Source organism: Bacteroides sp. 214, from assembly GCF_010501015.1.
Lineage (GTDB): Bacteria > Bacteroidota > Bacteroidia > Bacteroidales > Bacteroidaceae > Bacteroides.
Genome location: NZ_QVML01000023.1, coordinates 1 through 22,948, shown reverse-complemented (window position 1 = coordinate 22,948; position 22,948 = coordinate 1). Strand labels below are relative to the sequence as shown.

General features: G+C 41.4%; 20 protein-coding genes. 12 read left to right on the top strand and 8 right to left on the bottom strand.

Features of this window, described 5'->3' with window-relative positions; genetic code table 11:
* The first annotated feature begins 221 nt into the window (after positions 1-221).
* Positions 222-647 (top strand): HIT family protein, encoded by a 426-nt coding sequence (locus D0T50_RS12960; protein WP_163223955.1) that lies wholly within the window; start codon positions 222-224, stop codon positions 645-647.
* Positions 648-706: 59 nt separating this feature from the next.
* On the opposite strand, the gene D0T50_RS12955 is transcribed toward D0T50_RS12960, so the two are convergent.
* The 4 genes from D0T50_RS12955 to D0T50_RS12940 form a co-directional block, all read right to left on the bottom strand.
* The gene (locus D0T50_RS12955; RefSeq protein WP_163223975.1) at positions 707-1,111 is read right to left on the bottom strand and encodes an RNA-binding S4 domain-containing protein; all 405 of its coding nucleotides are present in this window, start codon (positions 1,109-1,111) and stop codon (positions 707-709) included.
* Positions 1,111-1,674, bottom strand: a complete 564-nt coding sequence (pth, locus tag D0T50_RS12950) for an aminoacyl-tRNA hydrolase (protein ID WP_163223974.1) — start codon at positions 1,672-1,674, stop codon at positions 1,111-1,113. Before pth ends, D0T50_RS12955 begins: the two co-directional genes overlap by 1 nt.
* Positions 1,675-1,780: 106 nt before the next feature.
* Positions 1,781-2,374, bottom strand: coding sequence for a 50S ribosomal protein L25/general stress protein Ctc (locus tag D0T50_RS12945; protein ID WP_163223954.1), 594 nt, complete (start codon positions 2,372-2,374; stop codon positions 1,781-1,783).
* 129 nt (positions 2,375-2,503) lie between these two features.
* Positions 2,504-2,845, bottom strand: coding sequence for a DUF3276 family protein (locus tag D0T50_RS12940; protein WP_163223953.1), 342 nt, complete (start codon positions 2,843-2,845; stop codon positions 2,504-2,506).
* A gap of 169 nt (positions 2,846-3,014) precedes the next feature.
* Between D0T50_RS12940 and nusB the strand changes: the two genes are divergently transcribed.
* From nusB to D0T50_RS12900, 8 genes are all read left to right on the top strand, one after another.
* Positions 3,015-3,938 (top strand): transcription antitermination factor NusB, encoded by a 924-nt coding sequence (gene nusB / locus D0T50_RS12935; RefSeq protein WP_163223952.1) that lies wholly within the window; start codon positions 3,015-3,017, stop codon positions 3,936-3,938.
* 64 nt (positions 3,939-4,002) lie between these two features.
* Positions 4,003-4,332 (top strand): preprotein translocase subunit YajC, encoded by a 330-nt coding sequence (yajC, locus tag D0T50_RS12930; protein ID WP_163223951.1) that lies wholly within the window; start codon positions 4,003-4,005, stop codon positions 4,330-4,332.
* Positions 4,333-4,344: 12 nt separating this feature from the next.
* Positions 4,345-5,355 carry a YbbR-like domain-containing protein gene (locus D0T50_RS12925; RefSeq protein ID WP_163223973.1) on the top strand — a complete coding sequence of 337 codons (1,011 nt, stop codon included), beginning with the start codon at positions 4,345-4,347 and terminating at the stop codon, positions 5,353-5,355.
* Positions 5,348-5,953: a dephospho-CoA kinase gene (gene coaE, locus D0T50_RS12920; RefSeq protein ID WP_163223950.1), complete on the top strand. Its 606-nt coding sequence runs from the start codon at positions 5,348-5,350 to the stop codon at positions 5,951-5,953. Before D0T50_RS12925 ends, coaE begins: the two co-directional genes overlap by 8 nt.
* Before the next feature lie 256 nt (positions 5,954-6,209).
* Positions 6,210-6,644, top strand: a complete 435-nt coding sequence (locus D0T50_RS12915; RefSeq protein ID WP_163223949.1) for a DUF5606 domain-containing protein — start codon at positions 6,210-6,212, stop codon at positions 6,642-6,644.
* 667 nt (positions 6,645-7,311) lie between these two features.
* On the top strand, positions 7,312-10,047 hold the full coding sequence (locus D0T50_RS12910) for a fibronectin type III domain-containing protein (RefSeq protein WP_163223948.1): 2,736 nt from the start codon (positions 7,312-7,314) through the stop codon (positions 10,045-10,047).
* Positions 10,048-10,285: 238 nt separating this feature from the next.
* On the top strand, positions 10,286-11,278 hold the full coding sequence (locus tag D0T50_RS12905; RefSeq protein WP_163223947.1) for a T9SS type A sorting domain-containing protein: 993 nt from the start codon (positions 10,286-10,288) through the stop codon (positions 11,276-11,278).
* A 245-nt stretch (positions 11,279-11,523) separates the two neighbouring features.
* The gene (locus D0T50_RS12900; RefSeq protein WP_370520915.1) at positions 11,524-12,774 is read left to right on the top strand and encodes a trehalase family glycosidase; all 1,251 of its coding nucleotides are present in this window, start codon (positions 11,524-11,526) and stop codon (positions 12,772-12,774) included.
* 99 nt (positions 12,775-12,873) lie between these two features.
* Here the strand turns inward: D0T50_RS12900 and clpB are convergent, their stop codons facing one another.
* Positions 12,874-15,468, bottom strand: coding sequence for an ATP-dependent chaperone ClpB (gene clpB / locus D0T50_RS12895; protein WP_163223945.1), 2,595 nt, complete (start codon positions 15,466-15,468; stop codon positions 12,874-12,876).
* Positions 15,469-15,594: 126 nt separating this feature from the next.
* Between clpB and D0T50_RS12890 the strand changes: the two genes are divergently transcribed.
* Positions 15,595-16,176: a DUF6621 family protein gene (locus D0T50_RS12890; protein ID WP_163223944.1), complete on the top strand. Its 582-nt coding sequence runs from the start codon at positions 15,595-15,597 to the stop codon at positions 16,174-16,176.
* A gap of 427 nt (positions 16,177-16,603) precedes the next feature.
* On the opposite strand, the gene recA is transcribed toward D0T50_RS12890, so the two are convergent.
* Together recA and D0T50_RS12880 are read right to left on the bottom strand one after the other, a co-directional pair.
* Positions 16,604-17,635 carry a recombinase RecA gene (gene recA, locus D0T50_RS12885; RefSeq protein ID WP_163223943.1) on the bottom strand — a complete coding sequence of 344 codons (1,032 nt, stop codon included), beginning with the start codon at positions 17,633-17,635 and terminating at the stop codon, positions 16,604-16,606.
* Positions 17,636-17,675: 40 nt separating this feature from the next.
* Positions 17,676-18,869 (bottom strand): saccharopine dehydrogenase family protein, encoded by a 1,194-nt coding sequence (locus tag D0T50_RS12880; RefSeq protein WP_163223942.1) that lies wholly within the window; start codon positions 18,867-18,869, stop codon positions 17,676-17,678.
* Positions 18,870-19,198: 329 nt separating this feature from the next.
* On the opposite strand from D0T50_RS12880, the gene D0T50_RS12875 reads away from it, so the two are divergent.
* Positions 19,199-19,429, top strand: a complete 231-nt coding sequence (locus D0T50_RS12875) for a hypothetical protein (RefSeq protein WP_163223941.1) — start codon at positions 19,199-19,201, stop codon at positions 19,427-19,429.
* Between the two features lie 13 nt (positions 19,430-19,442).
* Complete coding sequence (locus D0T50_RS12870; RefSeq protein ID WP_163223940.1) at positions 19,443-21,419, top strand: hypothetical protein; 1,977 nt, start codon at positions 19,443-19,445, stop codon at positions 21,417-21,419.
* Between the two features lie 118 nt (positions 21,420-21,537).
* Here the strand turns inward: D0T50_RS12870 and D0T50_RS12865 are convergent, their stop codons facing one another.
* Positions 21,538-22,584, bottom strand: a complete 1,047-nt coding sequence (locus D0T50_RS12865; RefSeq protein ID WP_163223939.1) for a hypothetical protein — start codon at positions 22,582-22,584, stop codon at positions 21,538-21,540.
* Positions 22,585-22,948 lie beyond the last annotated feature (364 nt).

The window sequence follows — 22,948 nt, the reverse complement described above, 5'->3', positions numbered from 1 at the left end:
ATTAATTCGTTTTAATAGACAACATCAATGAAACAAACCATGTGCCAAAAGGTTTTCGAGCAGTAAAGGGAAGAAAAAATAGCAGAAAACTGACAGTTTTTATGACAGAACGGCAGAGGGAAAAGAACAATTCTTGCAAAAACGACTTAAAAAACGACTGGATAATTCCCAAAAAGACGTACTTTTGGCATATCAATATAAACTAAAATAAAGCAATTGTTATGAAAAGTGATCCAAAAGAATGTTTGTACTGTCAGAATAATGACACACTACACAACCTGATGATTGAAGTAGCACCATTAAGCGTATCACGCGTTTTTATATTTAAGGAACAAACGTACCACGGACGTTGTTTGGTTTCTTACAACAAACACGTAAACGATATGTTTGAGCTTACTCCCGAAGAACTAAATGCGTTTATGGCTGATGTAACACGTGTTACCCGTGCCATGGACAAAGTTTTCAGTCCTGAAAAAATTAACTATGGTGCATACTCGGATAAGCTATCACACCTACACTTCCATTTAGTCCCTAAGTACATTGATGGACCCGATTATGGAGGAACTTTCCAAATGAATCCCGGAAAGGTGTATCTAACGGACGAAGAGTATCAAGAGATGGCGAAGAAAATTAAAGAGGCATTATAGAAAACCTTTTTAGTTTATGAAGACCCTGCAAAGCGGGGTCTTCATAAGTATCTTTTTACTCAGAAGTCAAATTCAAAATCATCCATCGCTTCGACATCGGTAAAATCATCTAGCTCTCTACGATCTTTCTTTGTTGGGCGCCCCATTCCTCTGGCACGATTCACAAAACCACTCACTTTGCTCATCTCCAGTAGTTCGTATTGGTCGGGAGTAGTTACATTTTCCATGACATCTACGACTAGCTTCGCTCCCACTCTATGTTCAATGGCCTGAAGCACCTTAAAAGAATAGGTAATAGGTGGTTTTTTTACTTGTATCACATCACCCGCTTTTATCATCCGCGCAGGTTTCACATTCGCCCCATTAATCATCACGCGTCCTTTTTTACAAGCCTCGGCAGCAATAGTCCGTGTCTTAAAAATACGTGCAGCCCATAGCCACTTGTCAATTCTAGCCTCCATGATTATTTCTTATTGAACTGATTCATCGTTATGTTAATACCCGCCAAGCAAAAACTCTTGACGATTTCACCGGCTGTTTCCAACCGTGCGGGCATTGTTTGCCAATCTTCTGCGTCAAACGGGCTTAACACATAATCCACTTGTCTGCCTCTCGAAAAATCACTACCAATACCAAACCGAAGCCGTGCATAGTTTTGTGTACCCAGCGTATCGGCAATGTGTTTTAATCCATTATGCCCGGCATCACTTCCTTTTGGTTTTAGTCGCAATGTTCCAAAGGGAAGGGCTAAATCATCCGCTATAATTAATACATTCTCCAAAGGGATTTTTTCTTTCTGCATGTAGTAGCGAACCGCGTTTCCACTCAGGTTCATAAAAGTAGAAGGTTTCAGCAATAGTAGCTGACGACCTTTGATAGACATTTCGCCTACAAAGCCGTAGCGTTTATCGCTAAAAACAACATTGGATGCCTTAGCCAAAGCATCCAATACCATAAAACCTACATTGTGACGGGTTTCATGGTAATCAGGACCAATATTCCCTAAGCCTACTATTAAGTATTTCATCATTCAGAGAGTTGAAATTATACTCCCAATATTAAAAAAAGGAGCAAGAATAAGAATGTATATTCTTACTTCTCACTCCTTTTCAATTATCTAGATATATCCTAAATTACTTATTTGCTGCTGCCGCTGCAAGACCTCTTGCCGCACGTGTCAATTTAACAACACAAACTACATTATTCTTCGGATCCAATAGTTCCAGATTTTCAAAAGCGAGTGCACCTACCTGAATTGTTTTACCAAGACCTAAAGAAGTAACGTCTACTGTTACTCTTTCAGGAACATTTTTGTATAGTGATCTTACTTTTAGCTTACGCATTTGCAGAGTCAATTTACCCCCTGCTTTCACACCTTCTGCCAAACCTTCTAATTTAACCGGCACTTCGATTACAATTGGTTTGTCTGCAAATACCTGAAGGAAGTCTACGTGAAGAATAGTATCTTTTACCGGATGAAATTGAATATCCTTCAAGATAGCAGTAATTGCCTTTCCATCAATATCCAAGTTCACTAAATAAATTTCGGGTGTATAAATCAAGTTACGAAGCATATCAGTTGTTACAGTGAAGTGAATATTTTCTTCTCCACCATAAAGTACGCAAGGTACACCACCTGCTTTACGCATAGATTTCAACGCTCTGGCTTGTTCCGAAGAACGTCCTGCAATTTCTCTTGCAGTTCCTTTAATTTCAATTGATTTCATTTTCTAAAAAATTTGTGTTACTCTAAATTAAGTTATGCTCAATTTACCATCACACGATGTGTTATTATCACACGATGTTCAAAAAGCGGTGCAAAAATACGCTTTCTTTTCTAATAATCAAATAGATGCCTAATCAAAGTTTATGTCTATATCGATTTTTTCAGCCGAAGCGTCTATAGGGAGCAGTTCTTTTTGATTGTCGTTAATAAAACAGATCGTTTCTTGTAATCCATTCATGAATTTTTCAAAATCCTCTTTATATAAGAATATCTTATGTTTTTCAAAGTTCACATGAGTGCTTTCTCCTTCGCCAGAAACGATTTTCTTGCTTTCAGTAATTGCCAGGAACAACTCTTCTTTACGGTTTTTCTTTACATCTAGATAGTAAATACGTTTGCCGGCTTTTACTGATTTAGAAAACACAATTTCTTTATCTGCCTCTCCACCATTCTTTTTCTTATAATCTTCCATATTGCATTTGTCTGTTTGAAAATTGAGGTCAAAATTGGAACTTTTTTTTCAACCATCAAAAGAAAACAACAAGAGAATAGCTGTTTCAATTAAAAAATGTGATTTAGGTTATGAAACTCATATAATTTTTCTACTTTTGCGGTTCAAATACAACAATTTTAACGAGGTTATGATTAACAGAGTTCTTATTCGTCTCAAGATTATACAAATAGTATATGCTTATTATCAAAACGGAAGTGGCAATTTAGACTCAGCGGAGAAAGAATTATTCTTCAGTCTTTCCAAAGCATACGACTTATACAACTATTTGTTAATGCTCATGGTGGCTGTAACAAACTACGCGCAGAAACGCATTGATTTAGCGAAATCAAAATTGGCACCGACAAAAGAAGAGTTAGCTCCCAATATGAAGTTTGTAGAAAACAAATTCGTTGCCCAACTGGAAGTAAACCACCAATTGGTAGATTTTGTAACTAACCAGAAAAAAACTTGGGATAACAATCAAGAATTTATCAAAGAATTATACGATAAAATAATCGCATCCAATATATATAAGGATTATATGGCTTTGCCAGATTCATCATACAGTGATGATAAGGAACTATGGAGAAAGCTATACAAGAACTTCATCTTAAATAACGAATCTTTAGAACAGTTATTGGAAGATCAAAGTCTCTATTGGAATGACGATAAAGAGATAGTAGATACATTTGTAATGAAAACCATCAAGAAGTTTGATGAAAAGTTGGGAGCTACTCAACCACTACTTCCTGAGTTCAAAGATGATGAAGACAAAGAATTTGCACGCAGATTATTCCGCCGTACTATCCTAAATTCGGATTATTACAGACACTTGATTGGTGAAAACACCAAAAACTGGGACTTGGACCGTATTGCTTTTATGGATGTAGTAATCATGCAATGCGCATTAGCAGAAATACTTAGTTTCCCCAACATTCCAATTAACGTATCTCTCAACGAATATGTGGAAATAGCTAAAATGTACAGTACCGTAAAAAGCGGAAGTTTCATTAATGGAACACTCGACGGAATTGTAAAACTATTAAAGGAAGAAGGAAAACTTACAAAATAAATCGTAGGTTACAAACTTATCGATTACATTTGCATACTATAAACAAACCCAAAAACGAGTTATTATGAACAATTTATTAGTAGTTTTCTTGCAAGAAGGAGCCCCAATGGCAGGTGGTGGAATGAATATGTGGATTCTGTTGATAGCCATGTTTGCTATCATGTACTTCTTCATGATTCGTCCACAAAACAAAAAGCAAAAAGAAATTGCTAACTTTCGCAAAGCACTTGAGGTAAACCAAAAGGTAGTTACAGCCGGAGGTGTTTACGGAAAGATTAAAGAGATTAACGATACATACGTTGTATTGGAGATAGCTGACAAAGTAAATATAAAAATAGATAAGAATTCTATTTTCGCCGACGCATCGGATACTACTACAAATACAAGCAAATAAATGAATAAGCCTATGCTTGACCGTAGGACATCAAAAATTGCTTTCAGTAAATTATCTAAAAAGATAAAGAACTTTCTGCTCAGTCCAAAAAGCAGAGAGTTCTTTATCTTTTTAATTTTCTTCTTCATTGCAAGCGGATTTTGGATGCTCCAAACGCTAAACAATGAATACGAGACGAATTTTTCACTTCCCGTTCGTCTGAAAAATGTACCCGACGACATCATTATGACATCCGAGATTGCACCTACCGTGCAGGTTACAGTCAAAGACAGGGGCACAGTACTTCTTAATTATATTCTTGGCAAAAGCTTCTTCCCTGTTAATATCGACTTTGCCAGCTACACAAACATGGGAAGTCACATAAAAATAGCCTCAGCAGATTTTGGTCGAAGAGTTCAAACACAGCTAAGCGCTTCTACCCGACTTATGTCTATCAAGCCCGACACATTGGAGTACATCTATACCACAGGCGATTCCAAAAAAGTGCCAGTAAAATTGCGTGGAAAAATATCGGCCGGAAGGCAATACTATGTTTCCGACACGCTCTTTATGCCCGACAGCGTCATGGCGTTTGCCCCAAAAGAAATATTAAAAACGCTCTCAGTTGCATTCACTGAAGAACAACTGGCCGAAGAAATTACAGATACGCTCAACATCGACGCAAAACTAACGACATTGAAAGGTGTAAAATTCGTACCCAATACCGTTAAACTATCTTCTCCTGTAGACAGGTATACCGAAAAGACAATAGAAGTGCCATTACATGGAATAAATTTCCCTCCAAATAGCATTTTGCGCACCTTCCCTTCTAAAGTACAAGTCACTTTTCAGGTAGGCATGAGCCGGTTCAAAGAAATAACAGAAGAGGATTTTGCTATCGAGATTTCTCATCAGGAGCTTAGAGAACTCACCTCGGAGAAATACACCGTCAAACTCAGTGTGCAGCCAAAGGGAATCAGCAACATACGTATCAACCCCTCGGAAGTAGACTTCCTGATTGAGCGCATCAGCACCAATGATTAAGATAGGAATTACAGGAGGAATTGGGAGCGGTAAAAGCGTGGTTTCGCAGCTACTGCAAACAATGGGGATACCGGTGTACATCTCTGACACAGCATCCAAGCAGCTCACAACTACTGATCCGTACATTCGCGAACAACTTACCCAATTACTTGGCGAAGAGATTTATCAAAAAGGCGAACTCAATAAGCCCTTACTCGCTTCTTACCTGTTTGAGAGTGAAGAACACATGCGAATAATCAATCAGATTATTCATCCGCGCGTAAAAGAAGACTTCCGAAAATGGACGACACAACAGTCAGCAAACAGTATCGTAGCTATGGAATCGGCTATTCTGATCGAAGCCGGTTTCAGAAATGAAGTAGATTGCATTGTGATGGTTTATTCGTCACTGGAAATACGCATTGAACGCGCCATGCAAAGGGATAACACCACACGCGAACTTATTGCACAACGCATTGAAAAACAAATGGATGATGAGCTAAAAAAGACGCACGCCGACTACATTATATACAACGACGAAACCCATCCACTTATTCCACAAGTAACATCATTTATTGAAAAGCTAAGAAACTGTTTAAGTTTTCCACAGAATGATTAATATAGGATGCTTTGGCTTCGCCGACCGCTGGTTCGTTTTTTCTTTAGCGCTCTTTTTGTCTGTTTCTTCTCTTTTTGCAGCTCAAATAGCCCGCTATTATCGCCTTAAAAAGAAAACAAACAGCCTAAAAATAGCACCAAATAAAAGAACGAGCAAAACTAAAACAGTTTCTAAGAAATAATCCATCCTTTTCGTTGCACGAATGAGCTATGAATATTACTTTTGCCATTCAAATTAATTAAAACAAATAGAATTTATGTTGAAGACCGTATTGTTTATTTCCGGTAAGCCCGGTTTATACAAACTTATATCACAAGGAAAAAACATGTTGATTGTAGAATCAATATCTGCCGATAAGAAACGTTTCCCCGCATACGCCCACGATAAAGTAACCTCTCTGGCAGATATCGCTATCTATACCGACGAGGAAGAAGTGGCACTTAAAACCGTTCTTACTTCTATCAAAGAAAAAGAAAACGGAGCCGAAGTTGCTTTAGATACCAAGAAAGCAACATCCGAGGAACTACGCGCATACCTGGCAGAAGTGTTACCAAACTTCGACCGTGACCGTGTTTACCCCAACGATATTAAAAAATTAATCAACTGGTATAACATCCTTATTGCAAACAACGTTGAGTTTGACAAGCAAGAGGAAGTTGCTGAAGAGGCAACAGAAGGTGACAAGGAATAAAAAGACAAACAAGTCGTACAAGTTTCCTGATAAAGTGAGGGACTTAAGCTATCGCATAGAGCTTAAGTCCCTTATTTTATTAAAAAATATTCGTGAAGACCCTGTGAAGGCAAAAAGAAGGGGTCTTCACACATAACTAACTTACTATCATTCGATTATAGCGTTTTGTGAAGGTGAAGACCTATTTCGTGAAATCACATTTGGAGGATATTCTGACTGTTTTCCGGTCAACATTCGACTGAGTTTCATTGTACTTCTGACTGAGTTTTGGTACTAAACTCACTGGTTTTTTAAGACACATCTTATAGTAAACAAAGCCATAAGCTCATGACTCGTGAGCCATAAGCAAACGCCCCGCAAGCCATAAGCAAATGACCCGTGAGCCATAAGCAAACAACCCGCGAGCCATAAGTAAACAACTCATGAACCATAAGTAAACAACTCATGAGCCATAAGTATTTTATAGAGTGTGGCTACGAATATAGGAAAAAGTAAAAATAAGAGTCAAGTTCATAATGGTTCACTTTGCAAGTTTACCCGAAAAATTGTTTTTCTTTATAACAAATTATCGCACTACACGCCCTGACGTTGCACAAATAAAAGATAACGTATAGCTTTGTTACAGTGATTTTAATTTATTAATCAACAAATACAAGATTTCAAATTCATGAAAAACAATCACCTCTCATTATTATTAACCGCAGTAGGAATACTACTTTCTTTCGCCGTACAAGCTCAAACATTAGCATTTCCCGGCGCAGAAGGATTCGGTCGGTACGCAACCGGTGCTCGTGCAGTAGCAACACCCAGTGTGTATCATGTTACAAATCTTAATGACTCGGGTAGCGGTTCGCTACGCGATGCCGTTAGTCAACCCGGCAGAATCGTTGTTTTCGACGTAGCAGGAGTTATCAACCTCAAAAGCCGTTTGAATTTCAAAGGCGACTCTTACATTGCGGGACAGACAGCTCCCGGTGATGGTATCGTTGTATATGGAGATGCGATTTCGTTTAGCAGCGCCGACAACCTGATTGTTCGCCACATTCGTTTCTACATGGGAAAAGATGGTACCTCGGGCAAAGATGCTGCTGGTGTTGCCAATGGTCAGAATATGATATTCGACCACCTTTCAGTATGCTGGGGATTGGACGAAAACTTCTCTATTAGCTGGGACAACAAAGGTGTTGAACCCGCTGATATTACCATCCAGAACAGTATCATCGGTCAAGGTCTGTTGAGTCACTCGTGCGGTGGTTTGATTCAAACCAACGGTGGTGTTTCGCTCATTGGTAACTTATATATTGACAATAGTACCCGTAATCCTAAAGTAAAAGGAGTAAACCAATTCATAAACAACGTGGTTTATAACTGGGGAGGCGGTGGTGCATACCTTATGGGAGGAGCCTCCGAAGGTAAGTCTTATGCTCACATCGAAGGTAACTATTTCATCAGCGGACCATCATCGGGCAGTCGCAAAGCATTCAGCGAAGGTAATGCAAATTTCAGCGTGTATCATGCCGGAAACAAGATAGACTACGACAGAGATGGAACAGCAAATGGAGCAGATGCTGCAGCAGCAGACTTCCCAAGTGCTACCATTGCTGCCAGCCTGGAAGCTCTTGGCAGCCCTAAAGCGCATCCTGCAATTTCTAGCATCCTCACAGCCGACAATGCATTGCAACAAATTATTGCAAGTGCAGGTGCTTCACTGTCTGGTCGCACAGCAGTAGATGAGTTCCTGGTAGATCAACTAATATCATACGGCACAAAAGGTGCTTTGATTGCAAACGAACGCCTTAATGGAATATATAATAATGTAGGTGTGGTAAATAGCGGTCCGCGCCCTGCCGACAGTGACAATGACGGTATCCCCGATTGGTATGTAGCCGAAAAGAATCTGGCTAGCGTAGAAGGCTTCTCTGCTACAAGCATCAATCCTGCAACCGGTTACCTATATATAGAAGATTACATTAACAGCATTAACGGTCCGGTAGCCGACTATATTCGTAGTGCTGTGAATCTTGCCGTTAGCGACCAGCAAATAGAAACGCTTACTTTCTCCTGGAAAAACAACAGAGCCGATTGCGATAACATTATTGTTCAAAAATCGACAGACGGTACTACGTTTACCGATCTTGCTACGTTGGCAGGTACAGCCACATCGTATCAAGATACTGGTTTGAGCGAAGAAACTACCTACTACTACCGCCTCATCAGCAAAAAAGCAGGTTTGGAAGACTCTACTCCTTCCGAGGTATTGACAGCAAGCACAAAAGGTACTCCTAAAGCTCCTTATGTATCAACTGACCCTGCACCGGCAATTGGTGCTACTTCTCGTTTTTACACAGAGATTCCTTTTACCTGGAAAAATGCAACAGGTCCTTGGGCAGGAGATGTTACCTATAATGTTTACTTTGGTTCATCTGCTGATGACCTGACGCAAATAGCCACAGGACTTACCGAAAAAGCATATACCCACACAAACCTTAACTTAACCATGTTGAGTACTTATTATTGGCGTGTGGATGCTGTTAACCCATTGGGCACTGCCACAGGAACCGTATGGAGCTTCGTTGCAGGAGAGCACTCGTTTGTATCTTCATTAGTAGATATAGGTATAGACTATGACGGTAGCAATAGAATAGCCGCCACTTCAGGAATAAACTTAAGTACAACAGCAACCTCTTACACCGTTGCTTCAGGAACCAATGATGAAATGACATACAAGGTTGTAGGTGGAAGCATGAACAATAGCAAGAACAATGTGTATGACACAAAAGGAAATATTGTTAATTTCTACATCAACAATGCCACCGCATATGTTGAAGGTTCTCTTACCAGCAATAGCAGCGAAAAAAACATAGCTTTCTTGAAATTGAACGGTACTACTGATAAGATTGATGAAGGAACAACAGCAGCTGTATTATTCTCCGACAAGATACCGTTTAGTACAAGCAACATTATCGGTTATGCAGATGCGACTTTTGTTCCTTGTCGTGCCGGAGATGCAGGTACTGCAATGACCACGCCGGTAGGGACCAAATCATTCCGTGTATATCGTGCTGCAACCTTAAAATCGGTAGATGACACTTACTATTCATTGGGAGGATCGGATGCAGAAGCTGGAGGTGGTGATAAATTCGTACGCTTAGCCTACGCAGGAGCTACATTGGAATTAGTATCTTACGATGGCGAGTCTGTAGGCATAGAAGAACAACAGGCAACAGCACTTACATACTTCAATGGTGTGGTGTACAATCCGGAAGAAGAAGATGTAACCATCTTCAACATGCAGGGAATAACTATGATGAAATCGAAAGAAAACAACATCAGCGTACAACAACTTCCGGGTGGTGTGTATGTAGCTCGCACCAAAAAAGAAGCAATCAAATTCATTAAATAAGTTGCAGGTATACATACAGTCGGGAGCAAATATTATAGCTCTCGACTGTATTGCTTCATGCAAATAACCAGAAAAATTGTTTTTTTACCCTACCAATTGTACAGCAACAGGGTACACGTATTGAACAAATAAAATATCCTACATAAATTTGTTGAGTTCAATACAATAAGCAAATTAAGAAACACGTGTAAACACGTTACTATAATTATTTTTATTTATAAACTAAAACATGAATTTTATGAAAAACAATTACTTTTCTTTACTGCTATTAGCAGTTTTATTAGTATGCTCGGGTTCTGTGCAAGCACAGAAAAAGAAAGTGGCTATTTACCACGACTCAAGCGTAACTAATTATGTGCCAGCTACAACAGATGCAAAAATTATATCTGCACTTGCAGACTACGATGTCACTTATGTTGATAAGCCAGGAACAACTCCTGATGATGTTGCTGTTTTTTTTGCTAACTATGACCTTATTTTAATTCATTCTTCTGTAGGTGGTACAGAAGCAACTTTGCTTAAAATGAGAGAATTAGTAGGTGTTAAGCCAATCCTGAGTCTAAAAGTTTTTTGTTATGCCAATAAAAGATGGAGTTGGTCTTCAGCTGCAGCTCAAAATGCAGGTGCTGGAGTTATCTCATCCGAAGTACCAACCGACCTTCAAAACCATAACATTTTCAAGAATGTTACATTTAGCGGGACAACATTAACATTTTATTCAGAAGCTACTACAACAAGAGAAGGCATTCAGTTTGCAGTAGATTTAGACGGAACAAATTTAGCAGAACACGCAAGCAAAAGTCACACCATTGCTACAGCTACCAACTTGGATGGAAGTTATACAGGTACACACATTCATGAAGTAAACCTGAACAATGCAGCTAAATACATTATGTTGGGTTTAAGCCTTGAAGGAACCCCAAGCTGCTACACTTTATTTAATGATAATGCAATCAATATTATTAAAAACTCTGTAGCCTATCTTTTGGACCCTAACGCTGCTTACGACTATACAACTAAGCAACCTACTGGCATCAAAGACCAAAAAGTTTCAACCATCAAACGCATTGGCGATGTTGTTTACAACCCAGAATTGAAAGAAGTGACTATCTACGACATTACAGGTGTTGCTGTAATGAAGTCAACTGATAGCCAAATTGCAGTAAACCAACTTCCTGCCGGTCTTTACATTGCTAAAGGCGACAAAGAAACTATTAAGTTTGTAAAATAATCAATCTATATTGATTCAACAATACAGAAAAGAGGATGCGTTGCGTATCCTCTTTTTTATTACTACATTTGCTTTTCACAAACCTTTAATTACTGATTATCATGAAACACAAGCTTTTTCGCACCACATTACTACTACTCCTTGCGGTAGGTTACACACTCTCCGCCTTTGCCCAACTACCCCAACGTACTCCCGAGAATGTAGAAAAATACAAGAAAATATGTCGCGAATACATCTATAAAGATATGAAAGGCATGTATCGCGAACCGGGACAGGCTCTAAAATACCCATTTCTGGCACCGGGTAGCAACCAGTATTTAGACATGCTGTGGGATTGGGATTCGTGGCTGAGTAATATAGCCCTACGGCAAATACTTTTAGAAAATGGTAGCGAAAAAGACAAGCAACAAGCCCTGAAATATGAACAAGGTTGCGTACTTAACTCTTTGAATTATGGAGGTATGGATGGTTGGATTCCTATCTGGATAGAGCGCAACGCTCCCTCACGCGAAGAGATGCTTAAAACCCGCAATCCTTGGAAAGACAACATGCACAAGCCTTGCCTCGCACAACATGCCGCCTTCATCGTAAAGAACATGAACGGTGACGCGGAGTGGCTGCGCGATAACTTCTATGTATTGCAAGCTTTCGTTAGCAAATACCTCAACTTTCACCAGCACAAGCCCACCGGCCTGATGTATTGGCAAAACGACCATGCCATTGGTGTAGACAATGACCCCAGCACCTTTTACCGCCCACACGGAAGCTCGGGTTCTATCTTCCTCAACAGTTTGATGTACAGAGAATTGCTTGCAATGGCATACCTAGCCGAATGTCTGAACCAACCCGACATCAGCAAAACATTTAACGACGAAGCAAGCAAGTTGGCAGCTTCCGTTCGCGAACATTGTTGGGACGAACGCGATGGCTTCTATTATAGTGTAGACCTCAACCTATTACCAGTAGAAAGACCTGATATAGAGGCACTACTACCCGGCGAACTCTATTTCCATGTGGGACAACCACGCACGTACGATTGTCTCATTCAGCGACTTAGCGTTTGGAGTGGTTTCATGGCAATGTGGGCAAACATCGCTACCCCCGAACAAGCCAAAACTATTGTAGAGCGTCAGTTCTATGACCCACGCTTATTCAATTGCGCATCGGGAATACGCACACTCTCCCCTCTGGAAAAAATGTATAATACCCGTGCCAGCGGAAACCCGTCTTCATGGCAAGGACCTATCTGGATCAATGTTAATTACTTGGTATTTCGTGGCATGATTAACTACGGCTTTGAGAAAGAAGCACGCGAAATTGCCGAAAAGACAGTATTGCTACTTGGCAGAGATTATGAACGATATGGCGCGCTACACGAATACTACTTGCCCGATAATGGCGAGCCTGTACTCAATAAAGGATTCCAAAACTGGAACCTGCTGGTATTAAACATGGCAGCATGGCTAGACGGTAAGGAAATGGTAACGGAGTTCTAAAATACATTGATTAAACGCTGAGTTGCGCAGAGTTACGCGGAGTAATAATAAAGTAATAATTAAAAACTCCGCGTTAATCCGCGCAACTCAGCGTTTAGATTAATTTTTAAACCACAATTTATCTTCCTCTATAGCATCCACTATAATGGGTTTGGTTCGGTCTATTTCCTGAGCCAATAGCTTTTTCGACAAATCGTTAAGTAGATAGCGCTGTATGGCACGCTTCACTGGACGAGCTCCAAACTCGGGGTCATAGCCCACTTGCGTTAAGAATTCAACAGCAGCATCGGTTAGCTGTAGCGTTACACCATTTTCGGCAAGCATGCTTTCCACTCCACGTATTTGAAGTATCACAATCTGCCTGATCTCTTCTTCGGTAAGTGGCAAGAACATGATAGTCTCGTCTATACGGTTCAAGAACTCCGGACGAATGGTTTTCTTCAACATATTCATCACTTCCTGCTTGGTTTCTTCAATGAGCTGTTCGCGATTGGCACCTTTCATCTTCTCCATCTGGCTCTGTATATAAGAGCTGCCCATATTGGATGTCATGATGATAATGGTGTTTTTGAAGTTTACCACGCGACCTTTATTGTCGGTCAGCCTACCATCGTCCAACACTTGCAATAAGATGTTGAATACATCGGGGTGTGCTTTTTCTATTTCATCAAACAGTACCACAGAGTAGGGTTTACGACGAATGGCTTCGGTGAGTTGTCCGCCTTCATCATATCCCACATATCCGGGAGGCGCTCCTACAAGGCGCGAAACAGTATGTTTCTCTTGATACTCGCTCATGTCAATACGCGTCATCATACCTTCATCATCAAAGAGAAACTCAGCGAGTGCTTTTGCCAATTCCGTTTTACCCACTCCGGTAGTTCCAAGGAAAATGAATGACCCAATGGGGCGGCGTGGATCTTGCAAACCCGCGCGACTTCTGCGCACTGCATCCGAAACAGCTTCGATTGCTTCGTCTTGCCCAATCACACGCTTGTGCAATTCCTCTTCCAAGTGTAGCAATTTATCTTTTTCAGTTTGCAACATTTTGTTCACAGGAATACCCGTCCAGCGAGATACCACATCGGCAATATCTTCCGCTTCTACTTCTTCCTTAATCATGGCATCATTCTCTTGCATTTGCGCCAACTCTTGCTGTGTGTCTTCTATCTCTTTGTTTAACGCTTGCAACTTACCATAGCGAATCTCGGCTACCTTGCCATAATTACCTTCCCGTTCAGCTTTTTCGGCTTCGAACTTCAAGCTTTCTATTTCGCTCTTATGTTGCTGAATTTTATTCACGAGCGTCTTTTCATTTTGCCATTTGGCTTTCATTGAGTTCTCTTGCTCCTTCAGCTCCGCTATCTCTTTGTTGAGCTGTTGCAACTTAGCCTCATCTTTTTCGCGTTTAATGGCCTCGCGTTCTATCTCCAGCTGCGTCACCCTACGGCTTATTTCGTCCAGTCCCTCGGGCACGGAATCTACTTCCATGCGGAGCTTGGCAGCAGCCTCGTCCATCAGGTCAATAGCTTTATCGGGCAAGAAACGGTCGGTAATGTAACGGTTACTCAGTTCTACGGCAGCAATAATGGCATCGTCCTTGATACGCACTTTATGGTGTGTTTCGTAACGCTCCTTCAAGCCACGTAGTATAGAGATGGTACTCATTGTGTCGGGTTCATTAACCAGTACAGACTGGAAACGACGCTCCAAAGCTTTATCCTTTTCAAAATATTTCTGATACTCATCGAGTGTGGTTGCACCAATAGCGCGAAGTTCGCCTCTAGCCAACGCCGGCTTCAATATATTGGCGGCATCCATAGCCCCTTCGCCCTTACCGGCACCTACCAACGTGTGAATTTCATCAATAAACAAAATGATGGATCCTTCGGAGTTTTGCACCTCGCTTATAACCGATTTAAGGCGTTCCTCAAACTCGCCCTTATATTTTGCTCCTGCTACTAACGCACCCATATCCAGGGAGTAAATTTGTTTATCCTTGAGGTTCTCAGGCACATCGCCTCGAAGAATACGGTGCGCCAGCCCCTCTACAATAGCTGTTTTACCCGTACCCGGCTCACCTATCAATATAGGGTTGTTTTTGGTACGGCGGCTCAATATCTGCAACACCCGACGAATCTCTTCATCTCTACCTATAACCGGGTCGAGCTTACCACTTCGGGCAGCTTCGTTGAGGTTGATAGCATATTTTTCGAGACTCTGATAAGTATCCTCGCTAGATTGTGAGGTTACCCGTTCGCCTTTGCGCAGTTCGGTAATCGCGGCACGTAACTCCTTTTCATTCATGCCCGCGTCTTTCAGAATAGTAGCAGCGGTACTTTTTACCGTAAGTAAAGCCAATAATAGATGCTCTAACGAAACATATTCGTCGTTCATCTCCTTGGCATAATTGTTTGCTTTGGTGAATGTTTCGTTCGCTTCGCGACTTAGATATGGATTTCCCTCACCCGACACTTTGGGCAAAGAATCTATTTGTTTGTCAACAACAGTTGCTATCTGAGCACTATTCATGCCTAGTTTTCGGAAGAGAAAGGAAACTACATCCTCTCCTACCTTCATGGTTGCTCCAAGCAGATGCACAGCTTCAATAGCTTGCTGCCCTCTACTCTGTGCAAGATTGATAGCCTCTTGCACCGCTTCTTGTGATTTAATTGTAAAATTGTTAAAGTTCATATTAGGTTCTCCTTTCTTATTCGTTTAGTAATAACAACCGATAAGGCACAAAAGATTTGCCAAAGACAATTTTGTGTCATTTTGACAGAAAATGTATCTTTGCACACTAGAACAAAACAACTCATTATGAACGAACAGCTGAAGCTTCCTCAAACGGTCATTCTCATTGATGCCACCTATCTCAACTTCGTAATCACCGATTTGAAGCGCAATTTTGAGCGTATGCTCGGACGACCATTACAACCTATGGATATGGCTGGTTTCGTTACATATTTGTCACTCGACTTCGGTCTGCCAGAAACGCAGTCCGAGATACAAACCATTTTCGTTTATGAGCAAAAAGAGACTACCCTCATACATAGCACTCCCTCCAACCTCACCACTGAGTTAAACGGCACCGCCTTTCGCAACGGAGAGACAGAATACACCTTCGCCAGCCTCTCGCCCGAAGATGTTTCTACCCGCCAGGAACTATTACTAGAGCTTGCCTCGCTCATCACAGACTCCAAAGAAACAAAAAACATCTTACTTGTTCTGAACATGAACGAGTGCGGAGAAGAACTGGCTACGATTCTTGCCGAAAGCAAACAAAAGAAAATAGCCGTATTCAGCATGGACAATTCCATAAACCGCCCTACAGGATATCGCAACGAGGTATTGGCATACCCCATGATGCAAGCACTGGGAATCAAAGCAGAAGAGTTATAGAAATAAAGAAGCTGAGGGTGTATCAAAAACGACTTCGTTATAGGGAGCGTATCAAACGTCGAAGCGCTGACAGCGCGACATACTTAGCCCAGGGTCAGGGAGCGAAGCGAGTGCAGCCCTGGGCTTTGGAATCGCCCACGTGAATTCAAGCTCTGTAAGAGCGGCACCCTATTGGCTTTTAGTGCCGTTCTTTCAGAACTTTTTGCTTGTTGTAATCACTGTCCTGGGGTTTTACCCCAGGCAAAATATGTCAGGCTTTCAGCCTTCTGCTTGCAGGTGTAATTATAAAAAAAGAAAGAGGGTGTGTCAATCTCTTCGTTTTGACACACCCTCATATATCAAAGCGTTACGATAATATCATTCAAAAAAAATCGCGAACAACCTTACCTGGCTGCTCGCGATTATATTTTTATTATATAGTAATGACTTACGCCTTATTCCCCAACGCCTCAAAGATCTGTGCTTCCAGTTCTTCTGCCAATTCGGGATTATCGGCAATTACTTGTTTCGTAGCGTCACGTCCTTGCGCCAGCTTCGTATCTTGATAGCTGTACCATGAGCCGCTCTTCTTGATAACACCCAAGTCGGCACCCAAGTCTACAATCTCGCCGGTGCGCGAAATACCTTCGCCAAACATGATGTCAAATTCTGCTCTGCGGAAAGGAGGGGCAACTTTGTTCTTCACCACCTTCACCTTGGTTTGTTTACCAATCACTTCATCGCCATCTTTTATTTGTTGTCCGCCACGAATATCCACACGCACAGAAGCGTAGAACTTCAACGCGTTACCACCGGTGGTTGTTTCGGGATTACCAAACATAACACCGATCTTTTCGCGCAACTGGTTGATAAAGATACAGGTAGTGCGTGTTTTGCTTACCGCCGAGGTCAATTTACGTAGTGCCTGCGACATCAAACGTGCCTGCAATCCTACTTTGTTTTCGCCCATATCGCCTTCAATCTCCGCTTTCGGAGTCAAAGCGGCAACAGAGTCAATCACAATGATATCAATAGCCGATGAACGAATCAGTTGCTCCGCTATTTCGAGTGCTTGCTCACCATTGTCCGGTTGAGAAATCAGCAACTCTTCGACATTCACACCCAGTTTTTCGGCATAAAAGCGGTCGAACGCATGTTCTGCATCTATAAAAGCTGCTACCCCACCCGCTTTCTGCGCTTCGGCAATGGCGTGAATAGCCAACGTAGTTTTACCCGAAGACTCAGGTCCGTATATCTCTACTATTCTACCACGCGGATAACCACCTACACCAAGCGCATAATTCAGTGAAACAGAGCCCGTTGGGATTACTTCAATTTCTTCTACAGCACTGTCGCCCATCTTCATGATAGCTCCCTTGCCGAAGTTCTTTTCTATTTTATCCATCGCTGCCTGAAGCGCTTTCAGCTTCTCGCTGCCCGATGCTTTTGAATCAATGCCCAATTCGTCTTTTTTAGCCATATTATTTCTTTATGTATTAAAATGAATACTTTTTCGTTTTTTACAGTTCCAGGTCGCCACCATGAACTTCATGCCAGGGAAGTCCCTGTTTATTGAGTTGTTCCATGAATGGGTCGGGATTAAACTCTTCTACGTTCAACACACCTGTGGTGTTCCATTCGCCTTTGAGGAACATCATAGCTCCAATCATGGCAGGCACCCCGGTAGTGTAGCTCACAGCTTGCATACCTGTTTCTTTGTAAGCAGCTTCGTGACTACAGTTGTTGTATATATAATAGGTCGTTTCTTTGCCATCTTTAATACCGCGTATTCTACAACCAATGGAAGTCTCACCGGTGTAGTTTTCGCCTAAATCCTGTGGGTTTGGCAACACAGCTTTAAGGAATTGAAGCGGTACAATTTTTTGTCCGTTGTACTCCACCTCGTCTATACGAGCCATACCTATGTTTTGAATCACACGCAAATGTGTCAGGTACTCCTGCCCAAAGGTCATCCAGAAACGTGCGCGTTTAATAGTTGGATAATTCTTTACCAACGACTCCAGCTCTTCGTGAAACAACAGGTACGAATCTTTTGGACCAATATTAGGATAGGTTATATCTTGATGAATTTCCAATGGTTTGGTTTCTATCCATTCTCCGTCTTGGTAGTAGCGTCCGTTCTGAGTTATCTCGCGAATGTTGATTTCGGGATTGAAGTTGGTAGCGAAAGCTTTGTGATGGTCGCCCGCGTTACAATCTACAATATCGAGGTAATGTATTTCGTCGAAGTAATGCTTCGCGGCATAAGCTGTAAAGATGCCACTCACACCCGGGTCGAAGCCACAACCCAAGATAGCCGTCAGTCCGGCTTCTTTGAAACGTTCATGATATGCCCACTGCCAGCTATATTCAAAATGTGCAACATCTTTAGGCTCATAGTTGGCTGTATCCAGGTAGTTTACGCCAGCCTGCAGACAAGCTTCCATAATTGTTAAGTCTTGATACGGAAGTGCCACATTGATAACGATATCTGGTTTGAACTCGTTGAACAACACGACCATTTCCTCTACATTGTCCGCATCAATTTTTGCTGTTTTGATATTCGGGTTGCCAATTGCCTTTACTATATCATCGCATTTGGACTTGGTGCGACTGGCTATCATGATGTCGGTAAATACATCCGCATTTTGTGCAACTTTATGTGCCACAACGGTTCCTACACCGCCTGCACCAATAATTAGAACTCTTCCCATTAAAGTGAATTTAAGTATTTAAGTATTGATATATAACTTAGCAAAGATATGCAAATTACTTCAGTACACAATTCTGCTACTATTTTTTTTAGCCTTAATTATTCATACTCCTTTATTTTGTTTTCATTTTATCCTTTCCTCTAAGAGAATAAAAATTGGGAATCTATCATCTACCTAACTTCCCCCACTTGGCAATGCCAAAACAGCCCCTAAAAGGTAGACAAAAGGGTGGACAATTGCATTTCCGGCATTTACTTCACTAGTATATACTGTACTTTTAAGCAGTGAATTAAAAAATAAAGAAAATAATCTATTTATTTAAAAAGAATATGACATACAAAATGAACAAAGAAAAGTATCTGTCGCCCGCAATTGAGGTGATAGAGGTAGAGAATGAAGGAGTAATAGCAGGAAGTCCCGGTGGTGGAAATGTTGACGACTTTGGAAGTGGAGGTGATTGGAACTATTCTTCTTCCTCCACCCGTAGTAGAAAAAGCATCCATCAAAGCGCAAGCGCTTCGCAGGAGTGGGAAGATTTAATTAATGACATTTTAACGTAAACAAGTAATAGCCATGAAAAGCTACAGAAAACTAATATACTTAGCAGCAATATCATTCATCTTTGCTGCCTGTAACAATGAAATAGAAACACCGGAGCAACCACAAACCGAACCCGAGGTTCGCGAAACCATAACCGTTACTGCCAAGCATGGTAATGAGCCGGAAACAAGGTTGGGACATACGTATAATACAGATGGTAATACCATCAGTGTAGTATGGACTGAGAATGATGCCTTTGCTTTTTACAAAGGAGGTACCCGTGAGGTGCTCGCACTTTTATCGGGTGCGGAGGCAACAAGCGCAACCTTTATCGGCGCAGAACCAATAGGAGAGGCTACTAACTACACCGCCGTATACCCCGCCCACCGGGCTGCGGTTAATTTAGCCGATGTAGACCTCACCTTGTTAGGACAGCGACAGGAAGGTAATAACAATATGGGTCATATAGGTGAATTTAATTATATGGTGGCTAAGGAGATTACTGATATAACACAGAACATTGCATTTGAACACATTGTATCGGTTCTCAGGATTAACTTTCCAATAGAGGCGGGCTTTATCCCCAAAACACTAACCGTTAGTAATGAAGATAACAGCGAACTTGCGGTAGGCTATAAACTTAGCAGTGATGAGCCATACACCTATGCTAAAAGCCTTACTATAACGCTTGATGAAGTTATTAGTGAACCAACCGGAATAGCTTATCTGGTAGTATTCCCCACCACAATAACCCAAACACTGAATGTGAATGTATCGGGTACTATTAGCGATGAGCCAAAAGCGTATAAAGGTACTATAGCTGTTGGTGCAAGTGGGCAGAGTATTGTAGCAAGCAAGGTGTATAATGTGGTTACAAGCAGTTTGACAGAGGTAGGTGGTACGAGTGATGCTGCGAGTGTATTTGATGATGCTGTTGCCGGTGGTACTGGCGAATCATGGGTTACAGGTACTGGCGTAGGAGATAGTGAAGAAAACCCTTTTCTGATAACAAATGCCGCACAACTAAAATACTTAGTAAAGGAAATAAATACAACCCCCGATGCCTATGAAGGCAAATACTTTAAACTTACCACCGATATACATGTAACTGCTGCTACTTGGACGCCGATAGGATTAGGAACAGGATATCAAGGCGTCCCTTTATTTAAAGGTCATTTTGATGGCGGTGGGCATACTATTAGTGGAAAATTAATAATGCCGGATTCAAAGTACTTAGGCTTTTTTGGTAGAAACAATGGTGGCAGCATTAGCAATCTTCATGTAGCTGCTGATATAAGTGTAAAGAGAGAAAGTGGTAGTGGTAATTTATTTGCTGGTGCTATCATTGGATACACTAATAATTCTGCACTGATTAGTTGCACTGCTACAGGGAAAATGGAATGCAATGCTGTAGCTAATGGAATTGCTGAGGGGTTTTATGTAGGTAAAATCGTAGGCAGCATTAGAGAAGCCACAAAAATAAATAATTGTCAAGCTACAGGTAGCTTAACTGGTGGGGTAGACAGTAATGAAAAAGAGTATATTAGATTGGTTTTGGGTGGAATTGTAGGAGATGCTTTATCTACAAGCGATGCTACTGCTGCAATTACGCAATGTACAAATAGTGGATCGGTTGTTTGTAGTACTGAAACCAGCCCCGATGTTACCAGTTATATAGGAGGAATTGTTGGTTGGAATAACTCTAATTGTAATATGAATTCCTGTTATAATATGGGCGCGGTTTCTGGAGGAAAACATACGGGCGGTATTGCAGGTCAAAATTCTAATGGGGCTACTATTCATACCAGTCACAATTTAAGTAAATCTATTAGTGGTGATGCTGATGGTGAAGTTGGATTGCTTGTAGGGAGGAATTATTACAACAGTTTCTCGGGTTATGTTTACAACTGCTGCACCAGCGTAGCGGTAGGTAAATTGAAATTAATTGGCGCCCCATCTTCTTCTGATTCAGCAACAGATGACTTAACTACTTGCAGTAGCGGTCATTAAAAATAAAGCCAGATAACACACGTCATTGCGAGGGTTTATCCCGAAGCAATCCAGTGGTATTCATAAGTAAATGTTTTTCTGGATTGCTTCGAACAAGTTCTCGCAATGACGTGTGTGTTTAATCCCTCCCCTCAATAAGCCCACGAATAAACTCATCCATATCCGTTCCTTCTTCAATATTCATTTTCAGCCGTAGGCGGTAGCGTATTTTGGTTACGCTCTTTTGGTTGATTCCCAACAGTCGGGCAATCTCGTTGGTAGTGAGGTTTAATTGCACAAAGCTGCAATACAGCTCTTCGTTACGGGTAATGCCGGGTATGCCCTGGCGCAGGCTGTAGATGCCGGTTGGGTATAGCTTACCGAAGTTGCGACGGTAATCATCCTCACTGGCTTGTGTAAGCAGGGGTTCGGTGAGTAGGGGTTGAATTACTTTTTTCAGGCTGGCAGTGTTCTTACTCTTTGGTGCCGGGGGGGCAACAACCTCGTGCCGGGCGCGGTTTATCCACGCTAAGTGCCAGGTGAGGGTTATTACATACGATATGGCGTAGAGGTTATTAACAATGCGTCCCCCAACGGGAAAGCATATAGCGGTGAGAAAGAAAGTCAGCGCAAAGCCTGCCGGGGCAAAGGTTGATAGAAGAAGGGTTTTACGTTGTGGGGTGTTCCACCTGAGGGCGCGCATACCAAGCGCCACCAACGCTATGGCATAAAACAATGTGAAGAGAAGCAACAGGAGGCGGAACCATACATTGGGTTCATTGATGTATTTCATTACATCGCCAAATCCATCAAGTGTCCGAAACGTGATGCCCGAAGCCTGAGCTATTAACAACAACGTGATTTGTATTGCCAAAGGAATCAGGAAGGATAAATAACATCGGGGGTGCAACCCGGGATAGGCTAAAAACAGTGCATAATAGAAGAGTAGCATACCCACAATAGTGCCGCCAACAATATACACAGGACTTAATGCATCACTATTATAAGAAACGAGGTCATAGCCGGAAAGCAGGAGAGCCAAAGCCGAGAGTCCGCTAACGACAAGAACGCCTATGAGCATCTGCGTAGAGCGGGTTCGCCTATCGGTTATAAATAGGATAGCACCACAAAGAACGAATATTAAAAAGGAATAATGAAGTATACTGTACAAAAGCTTGGCTATCATTTTGTTTATGTATCGTTTACGGTTACGGCTGGCAAATGTATATAAAAAAATGATTCGATGGGCTTTGTTGGTACGGTAATTACAGCAAGGTATTAAATGGTACTATTTGTGATATAATCTGTTTTAACTATTTTGATAGTTATTTGGCGAATATACCAGCCCAGAGCCCACTTCTGCAAAGTATTTCGGGGTGGATTTTGAGCTATTTACAATTGCGTAAATAACACTGCAATGTTGCCTTTTTACCAATGCAATGTTGTATCTATTGTCTTATACGGGATTTGGTTGTCACCTTTTTGCTGCATAATATTTTCTTATTTATGCATAAAACCGTACAACATCGCTACAGTGAAACTTTTAAGTT

Coding starts and splice junctions, on each gene's coding strand:
- D0T50_RS12910 (WP_163223948.1), top strand. CDS start 7,312: ATGAAAAACAATCACCTCTCATTATTATTAACCGCAGTAGGAATACTA.
- yajC (WP_163223951.1), top strand. CDS start 4,003: ATGAACAATTTATTAGTAGTTTTCTTGCAAGAAGGAGCCCCAATGGCA.
- D0T50_RS12905 (WP_163223947.1), top strand. CDS start 10,286: ATGAAAAACAATTACTTTTCTTTACTGCTATTAGCAGTTTTATTAGTA.
- D0T50_RS12925 (WP_163223973.1), top strand. CDS start 4,345: ATGCTTGACCGTAGGACATCAAAAATTGCTTTCAGTAAATTATCTAAA.
- D0T50_RS12880 (WP_163223942.1), bottom strand. CDS start 18,869: ATGGGAAGAGTTCTAATTATTGGTGCAGGCGGTGTAGGAACCGTTGTG.
- D0T50_RS12915 (WP_163223949.1), top strand. CDS start 6,210: ATGTTGAAGACCGTATTGTTTATTTCCGGTAAGCCCGGTTTATACAAA.
- coaE (WP_163223950.1), top strand. CDS start 5,348: ATGATTAAGATAGGAATTACAGGAGGAATTGGGAGCGGTAAAAGCGTG.
- D0T50_RS12890 (WP_163223944.1), top strand. CDS start 15,595: ATGAACGAACAGCTGAAGCTTCCTCAAACGGTCATTCTCATTGATGCC.
- D0T50_RS12875 (WP_163223941.1), top strand. CDS start 19,199: ATGACATACAAAATGAACAAAGAAAAGTATCTGTCGCCCGCAATTGAG.
- D0T50_RS12940 (WP_163223953.1), bottom strand. CDS start 2,845: ATGGAAGATTATAAGAAAAAGAATGGTGGAGAGGCAGATAAAGAAATT.
- D0T50_RS12960 (WP_163223955.1), top strand. CDS start 222: ATGAAAAGTGATCCAAAAGAATGTTTGTACTGTCAGAATAATGACACA.
- nusB (WP_163223952.1), top strand. CDS start 3,015: ATGATTAACAGAGTTCTTATTCGTCTCAAGATTATACAAATAGTATAT.
- clpB (WP_163223945.1), bottom strand. CDS start 15,468: ATGAACTTTAACAATTTTACAATTAAATCACAAGAAGCGGTGCAAGAG.
- D0T50_RS12865 (WP_163223939.1), bottom strand. CDS start 22,584: ATGATAGCCAAGCTTTTGTACAGTATACTTCATTATTCCTTTTTAATA.
- D0T50_RS12945 (WP_163223954.1), bottom strand. CDS start 2,374: ATGAAATCAATTGAAATTAAAGGAACTGCAAGAGAAATTGCAGGACGT.
- D0T50_RS12900 (WP_370520915.1), top strand. CDS start 11,524: ATGAAAGGCATGTATCGCGAACCGGGACAGGCTCTAAAATACCCATTT.
- D0T50_RS12870 (WP_163223940.1), top strand. CDS start 19,443: ATGAAAAGCTACAGAAAACTAATATACTTAGCAGCAATATCATTCATC.
- recA (WP_163223943.1), bottom strand. CDS start 17,635: ATGGCTAAAAAAGACGAATTGGGCATTGATTCAAAAGCATCGGGCAGC.
- pth (WP_163223974.1), bottom strand. CDS start 1,674: ATGAAATACTTAATAGTAGGCTTAGGGAATATTGGTCCTGATTACCAT.